We start from the raw sequence: 16122 nt of genomic DNA on the forward strand, positions 1-16122 counted from the left end.
TCAAATAATATAAATACAAGATAAACTCATAAAAAAATCACTTTTATATAACCAAAAAAGTATGGTAGAACTCTATATATATTTTTCAAAGCGTTAAAGAAACATTAAAAGCTGTATGCCTACTGGTTTACTTTTCTATATTTGATTTTACTTAACTACAATCCATGCAAAAAACAATACTTTACATCTTAATAGGTATTTTATTCATTACAAATAGTAACGCACAAAAACCAAAAACACCTTCATCTTCAGAGATTTACGAATCCATCCAAAAACTAAACTTTTTAGGTTCGGTATTGTATGTGGCAGCACATCCCGATGATGAAAACACGCGTTTAATCTCATACATGTCCAACCACGCAAAAGCAAGAACAGCGTATTTATCGTTAACCCGTGGCGATGGCGGGCAAAACCTAATTGGTCCAGAAATCAGAGAACTTCTAGGTGTCATTAGAACACAAGAACTTCTAGCTGCAAGACGTGTAGATGGTGGCGAACAACTATTCACTAGAGCAAACGATTTTGGCTATTCCAAACACCCAGATGAAACTTTAGAAATCTGGAACAAAGACCAAGTATTAAGCGATGTGGTTTTAGCCATCAGACAATTTAAACCCGACATCATCATCAACAGATTTGACCACCGAAGAGCAGGACAAACACACGGGCACCACACCACATCTGCCATGTTAAGCATGGAGGCTTTTGAATTAGCAAACGATGAGTCAGCATATTCTAACCAACTAAAACAAACTAGCTTGTGGCAACCAAAACGTTTATTTTATAACACCAGTTGGTGGCGTTACGGCAGTAGAGAAGCCTTTGATAAAATTGATAAAAGCAACATGATTTCGGTTGATATTGGCACCTACTACCCATTAAAAGGCATGAGTAATAACGAACTGGCTTCCATAGCGAGTAGCCAGCATTTGTGCCAAGGCTTCGGACGTGTTTCTACGCGTGGTACCCAACAAGAATATATTGAGTTTTTAAAAGGTGATCCGCTTGATGGCAACGAAACTGTTTTTGCGGGTATTGATACCTCTTGGAAACGTGTAAAAGGTGGAGAAGCTATTGGAAATATTCTAAATGCTATTGAAAAGAATTTTAATTTTCAAAATCCAAAAACCCATATTTCACAATTAGTTAAAGCCTATAAACTTCTACAAAAAATTGATGATGCCCATTGGAAAGCTCAGAAATCAAAAGAACTTAAAGCAATTATCGAAATGTGTGCTGGTTTATATTTAGAAGCTTCAGCTGAAACCAATTGGGCAACCCAAGGTGAAATCATCAAGCTTAATATTGAAGTACTAAACCGTAGCGAATATCCGATTGTTTTACAAAGCTTAACCAATGCTAGTGGTTTAAATATTCAAAAAAGTATGCCATTAGAAAACAACACAAAATTTGATTTTAAAGAAGTGGTGAAAATTGAATCTAATGCGCAACCCACAACACCTTATTGGTTAAATGAAAAAGGATCTTTGGGCATGTATAAAGTTAAAGACGCCAATCTTATTGGTAAGCCAGAAACTCCAAGAACCTACAATATAGATTTTAATGTTCTTATAGATAACACACCAATAACCTTTACAAAACCTATTATTCAAAGGTTTTCAAAACCTGATAAAGGCGAATTGTATCGTCCGTTTGAAATTATCCCAGAAGCTTCTGCTAAAATCACTGAGAAAGTCATTATTCTAAATAACGACCAACAACGCGATATCACTGTAGTTGTAAAAGCTGGAAGAAATAACCTTGAAGGCGATGTGGAAGTATGTCACCCTGACGATTGGAGTGTTTTTCCTAAAAAGCAAAAAGTTTCTATTGCCCACAAAGGCGAAGAACAAACACTCGTTTTTACCGTTATCCCACCTAAAAACCAAAGCGAAGGTTTTATAAGCCCTATTGTACACATTGCAGATAAAGACTATACTAAAGAACTTATCGAGATTGATTATGAGCACATTCCTTTTCAAACAGTTTTATTACCAAGTGAAAGTAAAATTGTGCGTTTAGACATTCAAAAACGAGGTGAGAATATTGCTTATATCCAAGGTGCTGGCGATGTGGTTCCTGAAAGTTTAGAGCAAATTGGTTACAACGTTAGAATATTAACACCAGAGGATATTAACGCAGAAACGTTAAGCAGATTTGATGCTGTAGTTGTTGGTATTCGTGCATACAATACCGTTGAAAACCTAAGTTTTAAGCAACAACAATTATTTGATTTTATTGGCAATGGTGGCAATATGATTGTACAATACAACACGAGTTACAGATTAAAAGCGGACAATATTGCGCCTTACGATTTAAAACTCTCTCGCGATAGAGTTACAGATGAAACTGCAGAAGTTCGTTTTTTAAATCCAGCTCACGAAGTACTGAACTTCCCAAATAAAATTACCCAAAAGGATTTTGAAGGATGGACACAAGAACGTGGTTTATATTTTCCTAACAAATGGGGAAGTGAGTTCACTCCTATTCTATCCATGAACGATAAAGGCGAACCTGCAAGAGACGGTAGTTTATTGATTGCAAAACATGGTAAAGGCCATTACATCTATACCGGATTAAGCTTTTTTAGAGAGTTTCCTGCGGGTGTTTCTGGAGCTTATAGATTATTTGCAAACATGTTGTCTTTAGGAAAAGACAATATTAAGGAGAACCAAAAATTAAACGATTAATTATGAGTGAAGAGAAACCACCAAAGCAACCTTGGCTTAAACTATACTCTATTGTTTTAATTGCTAATGCAGTCTATATTATTCTTTTTTATCTGATAACAAAATCCTTTTAAAATGACACAGACTTTAGATTGGATTGATTGGGCTGTTTTAATTTCTACGCTACTTGCTATTGTTGGTTATGGCACATGGAAAACAAAAAACAGTAGTAATAGTGTTCAAGATTATGTTCGGGGCGGAAACACATCAAAATGGTGGACCATTGGCTTGTCAGTAATGGCTACTCAAGCTAGTGCTATTACATTTTTATCAACTACAGGTCAAGCTTTTTCAGATGGCATGGGCTTTGTCCAATTCTATTTTGGTTTACCTATAGCCATGGTTATTATTTGTTTAGTATTTATACCCTTATACCATCGTCTTAAAGTATATACAGCTTATGAGTTTTTAGAGAATCGATTCGATTTAAAAACCAGAAGTTTAGCTGCTATTTTATTTTTAATTCAACGTGGACTTGCTGCAGGAATAACCATTTTTGCTCCTGCTATTATTTTGTCTATAGTTCTAGGTTGGCCTATTATATATCTAAATGTAACAATAGGCATTTTAGTTATAATTTACACTGTTTCTGGCGGTACAAAAGCGGTAACTGTAACCCAGAAGCAACAAATGTTAGTCATTTTTGCAGGTATGTTTGCAGCGCTATTTATCATATTGGATTTAATTCCTGAAGATGTTTCGTTTAAAGAAGCTATTGATATAGCTGGTGCAAGTGGCAGAATGGAAGTTCTAGATTTTTCTTTTGATTTAGAAAACAGATATACTGTTTGGACTGGTTTAATTGGAGGAACTTTTTTGGCGCTAGCTTATTTTGGAACAGATCAAAGTCAAGTGCAACGCTACCTATCAGGTAAATCCATGAAGGAAATGCAAATGGGTTTAATTTTTAATGGCTTATTAAAAGTACCTATGCAATTCTTTATTTTATTAGTTGGTGTTATGGTTTTTGTTTTTTACCAATTTAATCAAGCACCTTTAAACTTTATAGATGCATCAACTAAAACCGTTTTAAATTCTGAATACGCCGAAAACTACCAAAAACTACAGCAAAAACAAACCGAGCTATTTAACTCAAAAAAAGAACTGAGTATTCAGTATTCTAGAAATAATGACCCAATAACAAAAAACAAACTGTTTCGGCTAGATAGTATAGAAAAAACATATCGTTTAAAATCAAAGTATTTAATTAAAAGAGCTATTGATCCGGTTTATGATAACAATTTCAAAAAACTTAGTGGCGAATTGTTAAAATTAAATTTAAACTCAACCGCTTATCAAACAAAAAAGGAAGAATTAAACGATTTGTATAAAGCTTCAGCAAAAGACACCGCTACCAACGATAGAGATTATATGTTTATATCGTTTATTCTTAAATACCTTCCAAAAGGTTTAATTGGTTTGCTTTTAGCCGTAATTCTATCTGCAGCTATGTCTTCAACAGCATCAGAAATTAATGCTTTGGCAACCATTACATCTATTGATTTATATGGCAGAAATGTTAAAGGTGAAAAAGATGAAAAACACATGGTTAAGATGACTAAAATTTTCACTTTAGTCTGGGGTATAATCGCTATTATAATTGCATGTTTTGCAAATCTTGCTGAAAACTTAATTCAACTTGTAAATATTATTGGTTCCATTTTTTACGGCAATGTACTAGGTATTTTCTTGTTAGCATTTTTCGTTAAATATGTTAAAGCAAACGCTGTTTTTGTTGGTGCTTTAATTACGCAATGTATTGTCATAATTGGATGGTGGTTTGATTGGATGCCCTATTTATGGCTTAATCTTTTTGGTTGTGTTCTAGTTATGGTTATTGCTTTTTTAATTCAAATTGTAAGTTCTAATGACGAAAAATCAACCGCTTAAAACTATAAATTGGGGCATTATTGGCTTGGGAAATATTGCTCATAAATTTGCTGAAGATTTATTCAACGTTAAAGGTGCTAAACTGCACGCTGTAGCTTCTAGAAATCAAGAAAAAGCAAATGCCTTTGCATCAAAATATAACGCCACTAAAGCTTATAATAGCTACGAAATCTTAGCACAAGATAAAAATATTGACGCGGTATATATTGCAACACCGCATGCGCTTCATAAAGCAAATACCTTACTGTGTTTAGAACATGGTATTGCGGTTTTGTGCGAAAAACCATTTGCTATGAATAGCGATGAAGTTTCTGAAATGATTACTAAAGCCAAAGCTAAAAATGTGCTTTTAATGGAAGCCTTGTGGACTTATTTTTTGCCACACTACAAATACGTTTTAAACTTACTGGAAGAAAAAAAGTTTGGTAATATTTTAAAACTGGAAGCCGATTTTGGATTTTACAGAGCTTTTGATAATTCTTCTAGATTATTCAACAAATCTTTAGGTGGTGGTAGTTTACTAGATATTGGCATCTACCCTATTTTTGCTGCACTTTCTACGCTTGGAATTCCTAAAAACATTGATGCTAAAGCAACATATTTTGATAATGGTGCAGACTCCTCTTGTGATATGGTTTTTGAATATGATAATAATGTGAACGCTTATTTAAAAAGTACATTAGTTGAAGATACCGCTACTGAAGTTATATTTTATTGCGAACGTGGTACTATTAAAATAAATAGTATGTTTCATATGCCAACAACCGTAACAATTATTCCTAAAAATGGCTCACCAAAAACCATAGATTTTGGATACAATACTATAGGATACAATTACGAAGCTATCCATTTTAATGAATTACTTAGACAGCAAAAAACTGAAAGCAATGTGATGACTTTTGAGTTTAGTAAACAACTTATTGAAGCTTTGGATGCTGTTAGAAAGCTGATTAACCTAAGCTATTAATTTATAAAAACAACCTTGGCAAACAAGCGCGTTAGGGATAGCAGTGGAAAGCCCACAGCCCGATCCCGACCCCAATAGCTATCGGGGTTAAGGGAGAGGTGCGAGGACTTGTAACGGATAGCCCGACCCCTTGCGGGTAACGCCCAAATAAAGAGCGCAACCATAACTGATTGCGCTCTTTTTATATTTCTAAAAAAGTCTAAATTACATAGCACCCCATTCTTTTAATACTTCTTCATTTTTTCTGATATAAGCATCATATTTAGCTTCTTTTGCCAAGGCTAAAGACGATTTTGCAGCAGCAATAGCGGCTTTTTTGTCGCCAGACTTAGCATGGATTAAAGCTTGTTGGTGGATCCACCAGAACTTTGGTTTATCTTTAGACATATCTACAGCTTTATCAATCCAAGTAACTGCCTTAGCAATGTCTCCTCCAGACTCCAAATTATATACCGCAGCAGCGTAATAATCATCTCCAGATGGTCCGTTCATCACCTTAGCAATGTTTGCAGTTACCTTAGCATTTGTTGGTACTGTAAAAGGAACAGCAGCATAAGATTTCTCCCAGATTAGCTCTAAAACTGCGCTATCGTTTTTAATATTATTAATATCAATAGCAAATGTCTCAACGTTAAACGGAACTTCTTCAACCTTAACATTAGCAGTTGCTACTACTTTACTGTCATCCCATTTTTTTGGAGAAGGCGTCCCCCAATTATTGGTATCATTATAAAACATAACATCCCAAGATGTAGCTGAGTTTAATCTTGTAAAAATAGCGTAAGATCCTGCTTTCACATCCTGTCCAGCAATTTTAACGTCGTCGCTAAACGTAATAATTGTGTTTTTGTTTGCACCAGTTCTCCAAATGGTTCCAAAAGGCTCTAATCCTCCAAATATTTTACGCCCTTTTACTCCAGGTCTAGAGTATTCAATAGTAATATCTGTAAGGCCTACTTTCTGCTCTAATTTTGCAGATGGACTAGGTTGTGGTGTTTCTATTTGTGCATTTACCGAGTAAATAGTGGTGCACATTAAAAATAATACAAGTAATTTTTTCATTTCAATTGTTATTAATAGTTAAGATTTTATCAGCCTAAAATTAACTATAATAAAATCGGTTAATGTTAACAAAAGCTTAAAATAAGACGTTGTATCTTTACAGCATAAAATTTGGGCGTTACCTATCTCCTGAATTTAGTTCAGGAAATAGGTCGGGCTTTCCGCTATATCTTTTTTGCTTTTATGGCAAAAAAGGATGTCGCTTCAATCCCTAACGCAAAACACGAACTATAATGAAACAATATATCTCCGAAACAATAGGCACATTCGCCATGGTATTCTGTGGTTGTGGCGCCATGACTATTAACGAAATAACAAGTGGAAGTATCTCTCACGCTGGTGTTGCAGCAACATGGGGACTTATAGTTATGGCCATGATTTACGCTTTTGGTGAAATCTCAGGCGCACATTTTAACCCAGCTGTAACTATAGGTTTTGCATTTGCTAAAAAATTTGCTTGGAACAAAGTACCAAAATACATTTTAGCCCAAGCTGTAGGTGCTATTTTTGCTGCATTCTTATTATGGTTCCTATTTCCAGGAAGTCAATTTCTAGGCGAAACCACACCAGCAGAAGGTTTCCCACCATACAAAGCAGCCATTTTAGAATTTATACTCACCTTTTTTTTAATGGTCGTTATTATTAATGTATCAACAGGCAGTAAAGAAATTGGCACTATGGCCGCTATTGCAGTTGGTGGTGTTATTTTATTGGAAGCCATGTTTGCTGGCCCAATGACTAAAGCATCCATGAACCCTATTCGTTCTATCGCTCCTGCCCTTTTTACTGGTAATTTCCAGTATTTATGGTTATATATTTCTGCACCAATTTTAGGCGCTATTACTGCCGTTTCTAGCTGTAAATTGGTTAAGGATGAGCAGTGTTGTTAAGCTTCAATAATAAAATCTTATAGTAGTATTTATTATTTTGTTTAACTTATTTAAATATTTGTTAAACATTTTGTATCTTTACCATAAATATAATCATTATGGCAAAGAAAAAAACAGTTTCAAAAAACGATATTATAACCTGGTATATGGATTATGTCCTAGAACATAATCAAAATCCTAAGACCATATTTGCTTTTGCCAAAATGAATAATTTTGAAGAAGCAAAGTTCTACGAACATTTTGCGTCCTTTGAAGCTGTAGAGAAAGGCATTTTTGAAGCCTTCTTTACAAATTCTGTAAATGCTTTATACAAAAGTGAAGACTACAAAATATTCGATGCAAGAAATAAACTACTAAGCTTTTACTACACATTTTTTGAAAACCTAACAGCAAACAGAAGTTACGTAAAGCACGTATTAGATAAGTATAAAAACGACTTAAAAGGCCTGAAAATGCTATCTGATTTAAAAACACATTTTACTATCTATGTAAGCGAGTTAGAGATTCAGATGTTAGACGTAAAACAAGAACAACTTGAAAAAATTCAAGATAAAGCATTAAAAGAATCAGCATGGTTGCAATTACTATTAACCATGAAGTTTTGGCTAGATGACACCTCTGCTTCTTTCGAAAAGACAGATGTTTTCATTGAGAAATCAGTAAACACCACTTTTGATGTGTTAGATATTGCGCCCCTAAAAAGTGTTTTGGATTTAGGAAAATTTCTATTCAAAGAAAAATTTCAAATGAACTAGAGTCCTATGAAAACTATAGATAAAATACCAACTTCAAAAATACAACGTGCAACCAAATTGGTTTCTACGGGTGCAAAAGTTGGTGTAAATTATTTAAAATATTACGGCGATAAAATTGTAAATACTGAAGACGAGGCCAAAGCACGTCTCAATAAAAACAACGCTTCAGATATTTATGATGGTCTAAAACAATTAAAAGGGAGCGCCTTAAAAGTGGCACAAATGTTAAGTATGGAAAAAAGCATATTGCCACAGGCTTATGTTGAAAAATTCTCTTTAGCACAATTTTCAGTACCGCCATTGTCTGCGCCACTAGTAATAAAAACATTCAAAAAATATTTTGGAAAACATCCAAATGACATATTCGATACTTTTAACGCAACTTCTGTAAACGCTGCTAGCATCGGTCAAGTGCATATAGCAACTAAGAATGGGAAAAAACTTGCTGTGAAAATCCAATATCCGGGAGTTGCGGAGAGTATTGCTTCAGATTTAGCTATGGTTAAGCCTATAGCAATGAGTATGTTTAACATTAAAGGAAAAGACTCTGATAAATACTTTAAAGAAGTAGAAAATAAACTGGTTGAGGAAACAAACTATGTGTTGGAAATGAAGCAAAGCAAAGAAATTGCTTTAGCTTGTTCTCATATTTCCAATCTAGAGTTTCCAAAATATTATGAGGAGTTTTCATCTGAACGTATCATCACTATGGATTATATGGATGGTGAACATCTTTCTGAATTTACAGCATACAATACAAATCAAGATATTGCAAACAAATTAGGGCAAGCCCTCTGGGACTTCTATATGTACCAAATTCATAATTTGAAAAAAGTACATGCAGACCCACACCCAGGAAATTTTTTAGTAAATGAAAAAGGAAAATTAATAGCGTTAGATTTCGGGTGTATGAAAACCATTCCTATGGCATTTTATACACCCTATTTCGAATTAGCCAAACCAGAAAATATCAATAATCAGGACTATTTTGTTAAAAAACTCTATGAGTTAGAAATATTACGTGAAGATGACTCTGAAGAAGAATTAGCCTTTTTTACTGCCATGTTTCATGAGATGTTGAGCCTATTTACACAACCATTTCATCAAGATACTTTCGATTTTTCTGATGCTGAATTCTTTGGAAAAATTGCAGAGTTAGGAGAGCGCTATTCAAAAAGCACAGATTTAAAGAAGATGAATGGTAACCGTGGTTCCAAACATTTTATTTATATCAATAGAACCTTCTTTGGGTTATATAATTTAATGTTCGATTTAAAAGCAGAAAACATCAAAATCAACAATTATTTAAAATTGTCATAAGATGAAACACTTTAGTGAGGCAGATATTAAGAATTTAGACCATATCTATAAAATCAATTTGATTAATAGTTGTTCAGGCTACAAGTCTGCAAATTTAATTGGTACTGTTTCAGAAGATGGCATCGAGAATGTTGCGGTGTTTAGTTCTGTAACTCACATTGGTTCAAGTCCTGCTATGTTGGGTTTCTTTTTAAGACCAACTACAGTTATTAGAAACACCTATGATAATATAAAAGCTTCCGGGTTTTATACCATAAATCATATTCACAAAAACATCATAAGTGATGCACATCACACCTCTGCAAAATATAAAAGTGAGATTTCAGAATTTGATGTTACCAATCTAAACCCAGAATACAAACCAAAATTTCAAGCACCTTTTGTGAAAAACGCCCCCGTTCAATTGGGAATGCAATACGTTGAAGAATACGATATTAAAACAAATAATACCATTTTAGTGGTTGGTAAAATAGTGGGGTTGTATGTAAACGATAACCTTATTGAAGATGATGGCTTTATCAACTTGTCAAAAGCTGAAGTCGCAGCTATTAATGGATTAGATGGTTATGCGGTAGCAGAAACTAAAACACGCTTTGGTTACCAAAGACCAAAAGCGTTAATACAACAGTCATGAATATACTCGTAACAGGTGCAACTGGCTATATAGGCAAACGTTTAATTCCTTTTCTATTGAATGAAGGACATACTGTTATTTGTGTTGTTCGAGATAGATTAAGAGCAGAAAAGAGTTATTTTGAAGATGAAAATGTATATGTTATTGAAGCTGATTTTTTAAAACCTGAAACGCTTCAAAATATTCCAAAGAAAATTGATGTTGCATATTACCTGATTCATTCTATGTCTAACTCTTCGAAGGATTTTGAAAGTTTAGAAGAGCGTTGTGCTATAAATTTCAAAAACTATATAGAAACTACCGATGTAAAACAAGTTATTTACTTAAGCGGTATCACTAATGAAGATAAGCTCTCTAAGCATTTACAATCCCGGAAAAATGTTGAAGACAAACTTGCATCAGATAACTATGCGCTTACCATTTTTAAAGCTGGTATTATTGTAGGCTCTGGCAGTTCTTCTTTTGAAATTATAAGAGATTTAGTAGAAAAATTACCATTTATGATTGCTCCAAAATGGCTGAATACAAAAACGCAACCATTGGCAGTTAGAGACGTTCTAGGGTTCTTATCTAAAGCAGCAGGCAATGAAGCAGTGTATAATGAAACCTATGATGTTTTTGGACCAGAAGTGATTACCTATAAAGATATGTTACTACAATTTGCTGAAGTTAGGGGCTTAAAACGGTACATATTAACAGTGCCTGTGATGACGCCTAAATTGTCTTCTTACTGGCTATATTTTGTAACATCCACCTCATACAAATTAGCATCGTCTTTAGTGGATAGTATGGGGATTCAAATCATAGGAAAAGAAAGTGATATTAATGCATTATTAGAGGTTAATCCAATAACCTATAAAGAAGCAGTTGCACTAGCTTTTGAAAAAATTGAGCAGAATAGTATTGTTTCCAGTTGGAAAGACTCTATGGTAAGTAGCGGCAGACTTAGAAATAATTTACATAAATATGTGAATGTACCTAAGTTTGGTTGTTTTAAAGATTACAAAGAACGCTATGTGATTGATACCAAGGAAACCATTGAAAAAATATGGAGTATTGGCGGTACTAATGGCTGGTATTATGGCACCATCTTATGGCGTATTAGAGGCTATATCGATAAACTTTTTGGCGGTATTGGTTTAAGACGAGGACGTACAAACCCAACTGAGTTGAAAGCAGGTGATGCTTTAGATTTTTGGCGTGTTATTTTTGCCAATAAATCCCAACAAAAACTACTGCTTTATGCAGAAATGCGCTTACCTGGAGAGGCTTGGTTAGAATTTAAAATAGAAGACAATAAATTAAAACAAACAGCAACTTTTAGACCTCGCGGACTTTGGGGTAGATTATACTGGTACACTGTACTTCCCTTCCATGGATTTATTTTTTCTGGAATGATTAATAAACTTGTTAAAGTTGAGTCACAAAAAGCAACATTTACCACAGAAAACGTGTCTAATTTGTAAACGCCCTTTCGCATGGAGAAAGAAATGGGAAAAGAATTGGGAACATGTAAAATATTGTAGTGAACGATGCAGGAGAAACAAAACAATATCGGCTTAGTATGGTTTAGAAACGATTTAAGAGTTGAAGATAATACCGTTTTAAACCAAGCCATTAAAAACCATAAACACGTTATTGCAGTTTACTGTTTTGACCCAAGGCATTTTGAAATGGACAAGTTTGGTTTCAAAAAAACGGAACAATTTAGAGCCAAGTTTTTAATTGAAACTATACATGATTTAAAAAAAAATTTAAAGGCTTTAAATATTGACTTGCTCGTTTATATAGAAAAACCTGAAATAGCTATTAAAGCTATCATTGAAACTTTCAATATTAATAGTGTTTACCTTCAAAAGGAATGGACAACCGAAGAATCATCAGTATTTCAAAATGTAAAATCCGCTTTATCACATACTATCTTATTTAAAGGCTATTTTGATCAATTTCTATTTCATCCAAAAGATATTGATATGTCTTTTTCTGAAATCCCGAAAGTGTTTACTAATTTCAGAAAGCATATTGAGAAACAGAGTAAAGTAAGATTTTCTGTTGAAAATAACGAAATCAAAAATAATATCTCATCTGAAAACAACACACAAATACCTACGCTTAAAGATTTAGGTTTTGAAGATTTTGAAGCTCATCCTAATACTGCTTTTCCATTTAAAGGCGGAGAAACAAACGCTATAGAGAGGTTACAGCATTATTTTTTTGAAACAAAAAAACTTGGGTTTTACAAAAAGACAAGAAATGGTTTAATTGGAAAAGACTACAGCTCAAAATTTTCGCCTTGGTTAGCAAATGGTAGTATTTCAGCTAGAACCATTTATTGGCAAGTGAAACAATTTGAAAAAGAACATTATAAAAATCAATCCACATATTGGCTCATTTTTGAATTAATCTGGCGCGATTATTTTAAATACATTTCGCTAAAACATGGAAGTAATATCTTCAAAATTGGTGGCATTCTTCAAAAAGATTACGAGTGGAAGAATGATAAAAATGTAATTCAAAAATGGATTAATGGAGAAACAAAATCGGCTTTTGTAAATGCCAATATGATTGAACTAAAAAAAACAGGCTGGATGAGTAATAGAGGGAGACAAAACGTAGCCTCTTATTTTGCAAAAGACCTTAAACTAGATTGGAGAATTGGTGCTGCTTATTTTGAGTCAATGCTTATTGACTATGATGTACATAGCAATTATGGTAATTGGTTGTATGTGTCTGGTGTTGGTAACGACCCCAGAGATAGAAAGTTTAATGTGAATTTACAGACTGAACGTTATGATTCGTCTGGTAAATTTCAAAATTTATGGTTACAAGAAACCTTATTTTAAATGAAAATACTTAGGCTCATATTAGGTGATCAACTGAACATCAAACACTCGTGGTTTAAGGAAACAAACGATGCTATTATGTATTGCATGTTTGAAATGCGTCAAGAAACAGACTATGTAGCCCATCATATTCAAAAGGTTATCGGTTTTTTTGCTGCAATGCGTGAGTTTTCAAAAGACATGAAGAGCAAAGACCACAAGGTTATTTATTTAAAAATTAATGATGAAGATAACACTCAAAGTCTTGCCGATAATCTTTCATTTTTAATAAAGAAGCTTGAGATTGAAACTTTTGAATACATCTATCCTGATGAGTATAGATTAGATGAACAATTACATACATTCTGTAAATCATTATCCATCCCCTCAAAAGTAGTTTCGGCAGAACATTTTTATACAAAACGTGAAGATTTAAGCAATTTCTTCAAAGGCAAAAAGCAATATCTCATGGAAAACTTCTATAGAGACATGCGTAAAAAGTACAATATCTTAATGATTGCCAATCAACCTGAAGGTGGTAAATGGAACTACGATAAAAGCAACAGAAATAAATGGAAAGGCGATGTTGAAATCCCAAATTACAAACTATTTAAAAATGATGTTTCAGAAATAGCAAAAGACATAGAAAACACTAAAATTAAAACCATTGGAACCTTTGAAACCAAAACATTCTCCTACCCTATTTCTCGTACTCAAGCCTTAGAACAGCTCAAATATTTTTGCGAACATCTGCTAATTCATTTTGGCGATTATCAAGATGCTATGCATACTGATGAAGACTATTTATTTCATTCACGATTATCATTTGCAATGAATTTAAAACTCATTTCTCCAAAAGACATTGTAACTACAATAATGAATTATTATAGGAAACATGGAGAACACATCAACATCTCTCAAGTAGAAGGTTTTATTAGACAAATAATTGGCTGGCGGGAATATATGCGTGGAATGTATTGGACATTTATGCCTGAATACAAAACTAAAAACGAACTCGAAAATCATAATAAACTACCCGACTTTTTCTGGACAGGTAATACCAAAATGAATTGTTTAAAACACGCCATTACTAATTCTCTGGACAATGGTTATGCACACCACATTCAACGTTTGATGATTACTGGAAACTACGCTCTTTTAACACAAACTAATCCAGACGAAGTTGATGCTTGGTATTTGGGTATTTATGTAGATGCAATAGAGTGGGTTCAACTTACCAATACTAGAGGTATGAGTCAATTTGCTGATGGTGGTAAAATTGCAACAAAACCTTATGTGTCTTCAGGGTCATACATCAATAAAATGAGCAATTATTGTTCGGGTTGCCATTACAACAAAAGCAAGAAATTAGAAGACGATGCATGTCCGTTTAACAGCCTATACTGGAATTTTTTAGATGAAAAACGCGAATATTTAGGAAATAACTTCAGAATGGGGATGATGTATAATTTACTTGATAAGATGGATAAAACCGAACTACAAAATATAAAAGAAAAAGCGCAACATATCATAGCAAATCAGGATGACTACTAAACCACAAATACATATAGTTTGGTTGAAGCGTGATTTACGCCTTCAGGATAATGAAGCCATTTTTAATGCGCTAAAATCTAAAAAAACTGTACTTCTATTATATTGTTTTGAACCCTTACTTATCAATGATCCTCATTATAGCAAACGCCATTGGAATTTTATAAAAGAATCCATTTTAGATTTAAATAAAACGCTAGAAACCCACAACTCTAAAATACTTGCTATTCAGTCTGATATTATCGCCGCAATTAATCAATTACAAAATCATTATAGTATTTCAGACATCTATTCACATCAAGAAACAGGCATTTTAACAACTTTTGAACGTGATAAAAATTTTAAGCGATATTGTAAAAACAATCTAATTAATTGGCACGAAAACGTAAACAATGGTGTTCAAAGAGGGTTAAAAAACAGAGATAGTTGGAATAAAATGGTAGATGCTTTTTATGCCCTAGAACCATTACCATTTAATCCTAGTGAAAATCAATTATTATCTATTCAAGATATTACTATTTTAGAACAAAACTTCAATCTTCCAGAGTTAAAAACACCTGAGCAGACCCCATTTCAAAAAGGCGGACGCACTATGGGGCTTAGATATTTAAAATCGTTTTTTGAGGGTCGTTATCAAAATTACATGTTCAATATTTCTAAACCAGAACAAGCAAGAACAAGCTGCAGTAGAATTTCGCCATACATTGCTTGGGGTAATTTATCAGTAAGAGAAGTGTATCATCTGGCCTATCATTTAAAGAAAACATCAAAACACAAAAAAGCTTTAGAAGCCTTTATGTCTCGTTTACGTTGGCAAACGCATTTTATTCAAAAGTTTGAAATGGAACACACCATGGAAGAAGCTAGCGTAAATAAGGGGTTTCATAAATTAAAAAAAGCCATTTCAAAACAATACCAAATAGCTTGGAAAACAGGACAAACAGGCTACCCACTAGTTGATGCCTGTATGCGTTGTTTGAATGAAACAGGTTATTTAAATTTTAGAATGCGTGCTTTAGTGGTTTCTTTTTTTACACATAATCTTTGGCAACCATGGCAAGAAGCTACTACACACCTTTCACAAATGTTTTTGGATTTTGAACCTGGAATCCACTTTCCACAACTGCAAATGCAGGCTGGAGAAACTGGAACAAACATGTTACGCATATATAATCCTGTTAAGAACAGTTTGGAACACGACCCTGATGCTATATTCATTAAGAAGTGGGCTCCAGAATTAAAACATTTGGACACACCTTTTGTGCACGAGCCTTATTTAATGACAGACATGGAACAACAATTCTATAATTTCAAATTAGGTGTTGATTATCCAAATCCGATTGTAGATATAGAAACAACAAGAAAAAAGGCAGGAGATACACTCTGGAATCTCAGAAAAAACAAAACTGTAATAAAAGAAAGTAAAAGAATACTCCAAAAACATACCCAAAGAAAACGTTCACCTAACACGTAACTCTATAAATATCAAAAACTTAAACTAG

The 16122-nt window shown here is 33.6% G+C and carries 13 protein-coding genes; 12 read left to right on the forward strand and 1 reads right to left on the reverse strand.

The window, feature by feature from the left end:
• Positions 1-164 precede the first annotated feature (164 nt).
• The 3 genes from DIS18_RS10945 (at position 165) to DIS18_RS10955 (ending at position 5586) form a co-directional block, all read left to right on the forward strand.
• Positions 165-2690 carry a PIG-L family deacetylase gene (locus DIS18_RS10945; protein ID WP_109353097.1) on the forward strand — a complete coding sequence of 842 codons (2526 nt, stop codon included), beginning with the start codon at positions 165-167 and terminating at the stop codon, positions 2688-2690.
• Between the two features lie 114 nt (positions 2691-2804).
• Positions 2805-4619 (forward strand): sodium:solute symporter family transporter, encoded by a 1815-nt coding sequence (locus DIS18_RS10950; protein WP_109353098.1) that lies wholly within the window; start codon positions 2805-2807, stop codon positions 4617-4619.
• Positions 4597-5586: a Gfo/Idh/MocA family protein gene (locus DIS18_RS10955; RefSeq protein WP_109353099.1), complete on the forward strand. Its 990-nt coding sequence runs from the start codon at positions 4597-4599 to the stop codon at positions 5584-5586. Before DIS18_RS10950 ends, DIS18_RS10955 begins: the two co-directional genes overlap by 23 nt.
• Positions 5587-5790: 204 nt before the next feature.
• On the opposite strand, the gene DIS18_RS10960 is transcribed toward DIS18_RS10955, so the two are convergent.
• Positions 5791-6648, reverse strand: a complete 858-nt coding sequence (locus tag DIS18_RS10960; protein ID WP_109353100.1) for a DUF2911 domain-containing protein — start codon at positions 6646-6648, stop codon at positions 5791-5793.
• A 233-nt stretch (positions 6649-6881) separates the two neighbouring features.
• On the opposite strand from DIS18_RS10960, the gene DIS18_RS10965 reads away from it, so the two are divergent.
• From DIS18_RS10965 to DIS18_RS11005, 9 genes are all read left to right on the forward strand, one after another.
• Positions 6882-7538, forward strand: coding sequence for an MIP/aquaporin family protein (locus DIS18_RS10965; protein ID WP_109353101.1), 657 nt, complete (start codon positions 6882-6884; stop codon positions 7536-7538).
• A 98-nt stretch (positions 7539-7636) separates the two neighbouring features.
• Positions 7637-8293: a TetR family transcriptional regulator C-terminal domain-containing protein gene (locus DIS18_RS10970; protein ID WP_109353102.1), complete on the forward strand. Its 657-nt coding sequence runs from the start codon at positions 7637-7639 to the stop codon at positions 8291-8293.
• Between the two features lie 6 nt (positions 8294-8299).
• A complete protein-coding gene (locus DIS18_RS10975; protein ID WP_109353103.1) occupies positions 8300-9613 on the forward strand; it encodes an ABC1 kinase family protein in 1314 nt (437 codons plus the stop codon).
• A gap of 1 nt (position 9614) precedes the next feature.
• Complete coding sequence (locus DIS18_RS10980; RefSeq protein WP_109353104.1) at positions 9615-10247, forward strand: flavin reductase family protein; 633 nt, start codon at positions 9615-9617, stop codon at positions 10245-10247.
• Positions 10244-11713, forward strand: coding sequence for an SDR family oxidoreductase (locus DIS18_RS10985; RefSeq protein ID WP_109353105.1), 1470 nt, complete (start codon positions 10244-10246; stop codon positions 11711-11713). The genes DIS18_RS10980 and DIS18_RS10985 overlap by 4 nt, the downstream gene beginning before the upstream one ends.
• Positions 11664-11810, forward strand: coding sequence for a DUF2256 domain-containing protein (locus tag DIS18_RS10990; protein ID WP_109353106.1), 147 nt, complete (start codon positions 11664-11666; stop codon positions 11808-11810). The genes DIS18_RS10985 and DIS18_RS10990 overlap by 50 nt, the downstream gene beginning before the upstream one ends.
• A complete protein-coding gene (locus DIS18_RS10995) occupies positions 11780-13090 on the forward strand; it encodes a DASH family cryptochrome (RefSeq protein ID WP_109353107.1) in 1311 nt (436 codons plus the stop codon). Before DIS18_RS10990 ends, DIS18_RS10995 begins: the two co-directional genes overlap by 31 nt.
• Entirely contained in the window at positions 13091-14623 is a 1533-nt protein-coding gene (locus DIS18_RS11000) for a cryptochrome/photolyase family protein (protein WP_109353108.1), read from the forward strand.
• Entirely contained in the window at positions 14613-16094 is a 1482-nt protein-coding gene (locus tag DIS18_RS11005; RefSeq protein ID WP_109353109.1) for a cryptochrome/deoxyribodipyrimidine photo-lyase family protein, read from the forward strand. Before DIS18_RS11000 ends, DIS18_RS11005 begins: the two co-directional genes overlap by 11 nt.
• Positions 16095-16122 lie beyond the last annotated feature (28 nt).

Source organism: Algibacter marinivivus, from assembly GCF_003143755.1.
Lineage (GTDB): Bacteria > Bacteroidota > Bacteroidia > Flavobacteriales > Flavobacteriaceae > Algibacter_B > Algibacter_B marinivivus.

Coding starts and splice junctions, on each gene's coding strand:
- DIS18_RS10950 (WP_109353098.1), top strand. CDS start 2,805: ATGACACAGACTTTAGATTGGATTGATTGGGCTGTTTTAATTTCTACG.
- DIS18_RS10980 (WP_109353104.1), top strand. CDS start 9,615: ATGAAACACTTTAGTGAGGCAGATATTAAGAATTTAGACCATATCTAT.
- DIS18_RS10945 (WP_109353097.1), top strand. CDS start 165: ATGCAAAAAACAATACTTTACATCTTAATAGGTATTTTATTCATTACA.
- DIS18_RS10970 (WP_109353102.1), top strand. CDS start 7,637: ATGGCAAAGAAAAAAACAGTTTCAAAAAACGATATTATAACCTGGTAT.
- DIS18_RS10960 (WP_109353100.1), bottom strand. CDS start 6,648: ATGAAAAAATTACTTGTATTATTTTTAATGTGCACCACTATTTACTCG.
- DIS18_RS10985 (WP_109353105.1), top strand. CDS start 10,244: ATGAATATACTCGTAACAGGTGCAACTGGCTATATAGGCAAACGTTTA.
- DIS18_RS10975 (WP_109353103.1), top strand. CDS start 8,300: ATGAAAACTATAGATAAAATACCAACTTCAAAAATACAACGTGCAACC.
- DIS18_RS11000 (WP_109353108.1), top strand. CDS start 13,091: ATGAAAATACTTAGGCTCATATTAGGTGATCAACTGAACATCAAACAC.
- DIS18_RS11005 (WP_109353109.1), top strand. CDS start 14,613: ATGACTACTAAACCACAAATACATATAGTTTGGTTGAAGCGTGATTTA.
- DIS18_RS10995 (WP_109353107.1), top strand. CDS start 11,780: ATGCAGGAGAAACAAAACAATATCGGCTTAGTATGGTTTAGAAACGAT.
- DIS18_RS10965 (WP_109353101.1), top strand. CDS start 6,882: ATGAAACAATATATCTCCGAAACAATAGGCACATTCGCCATGGTATTC.
- DIS18_RS10955 (WP_109353099.1), top strand. CDS start 4,597: ATGACGAAAAATCAACCGCTTAAAACTATAAATTGGGGCATTATTGGC.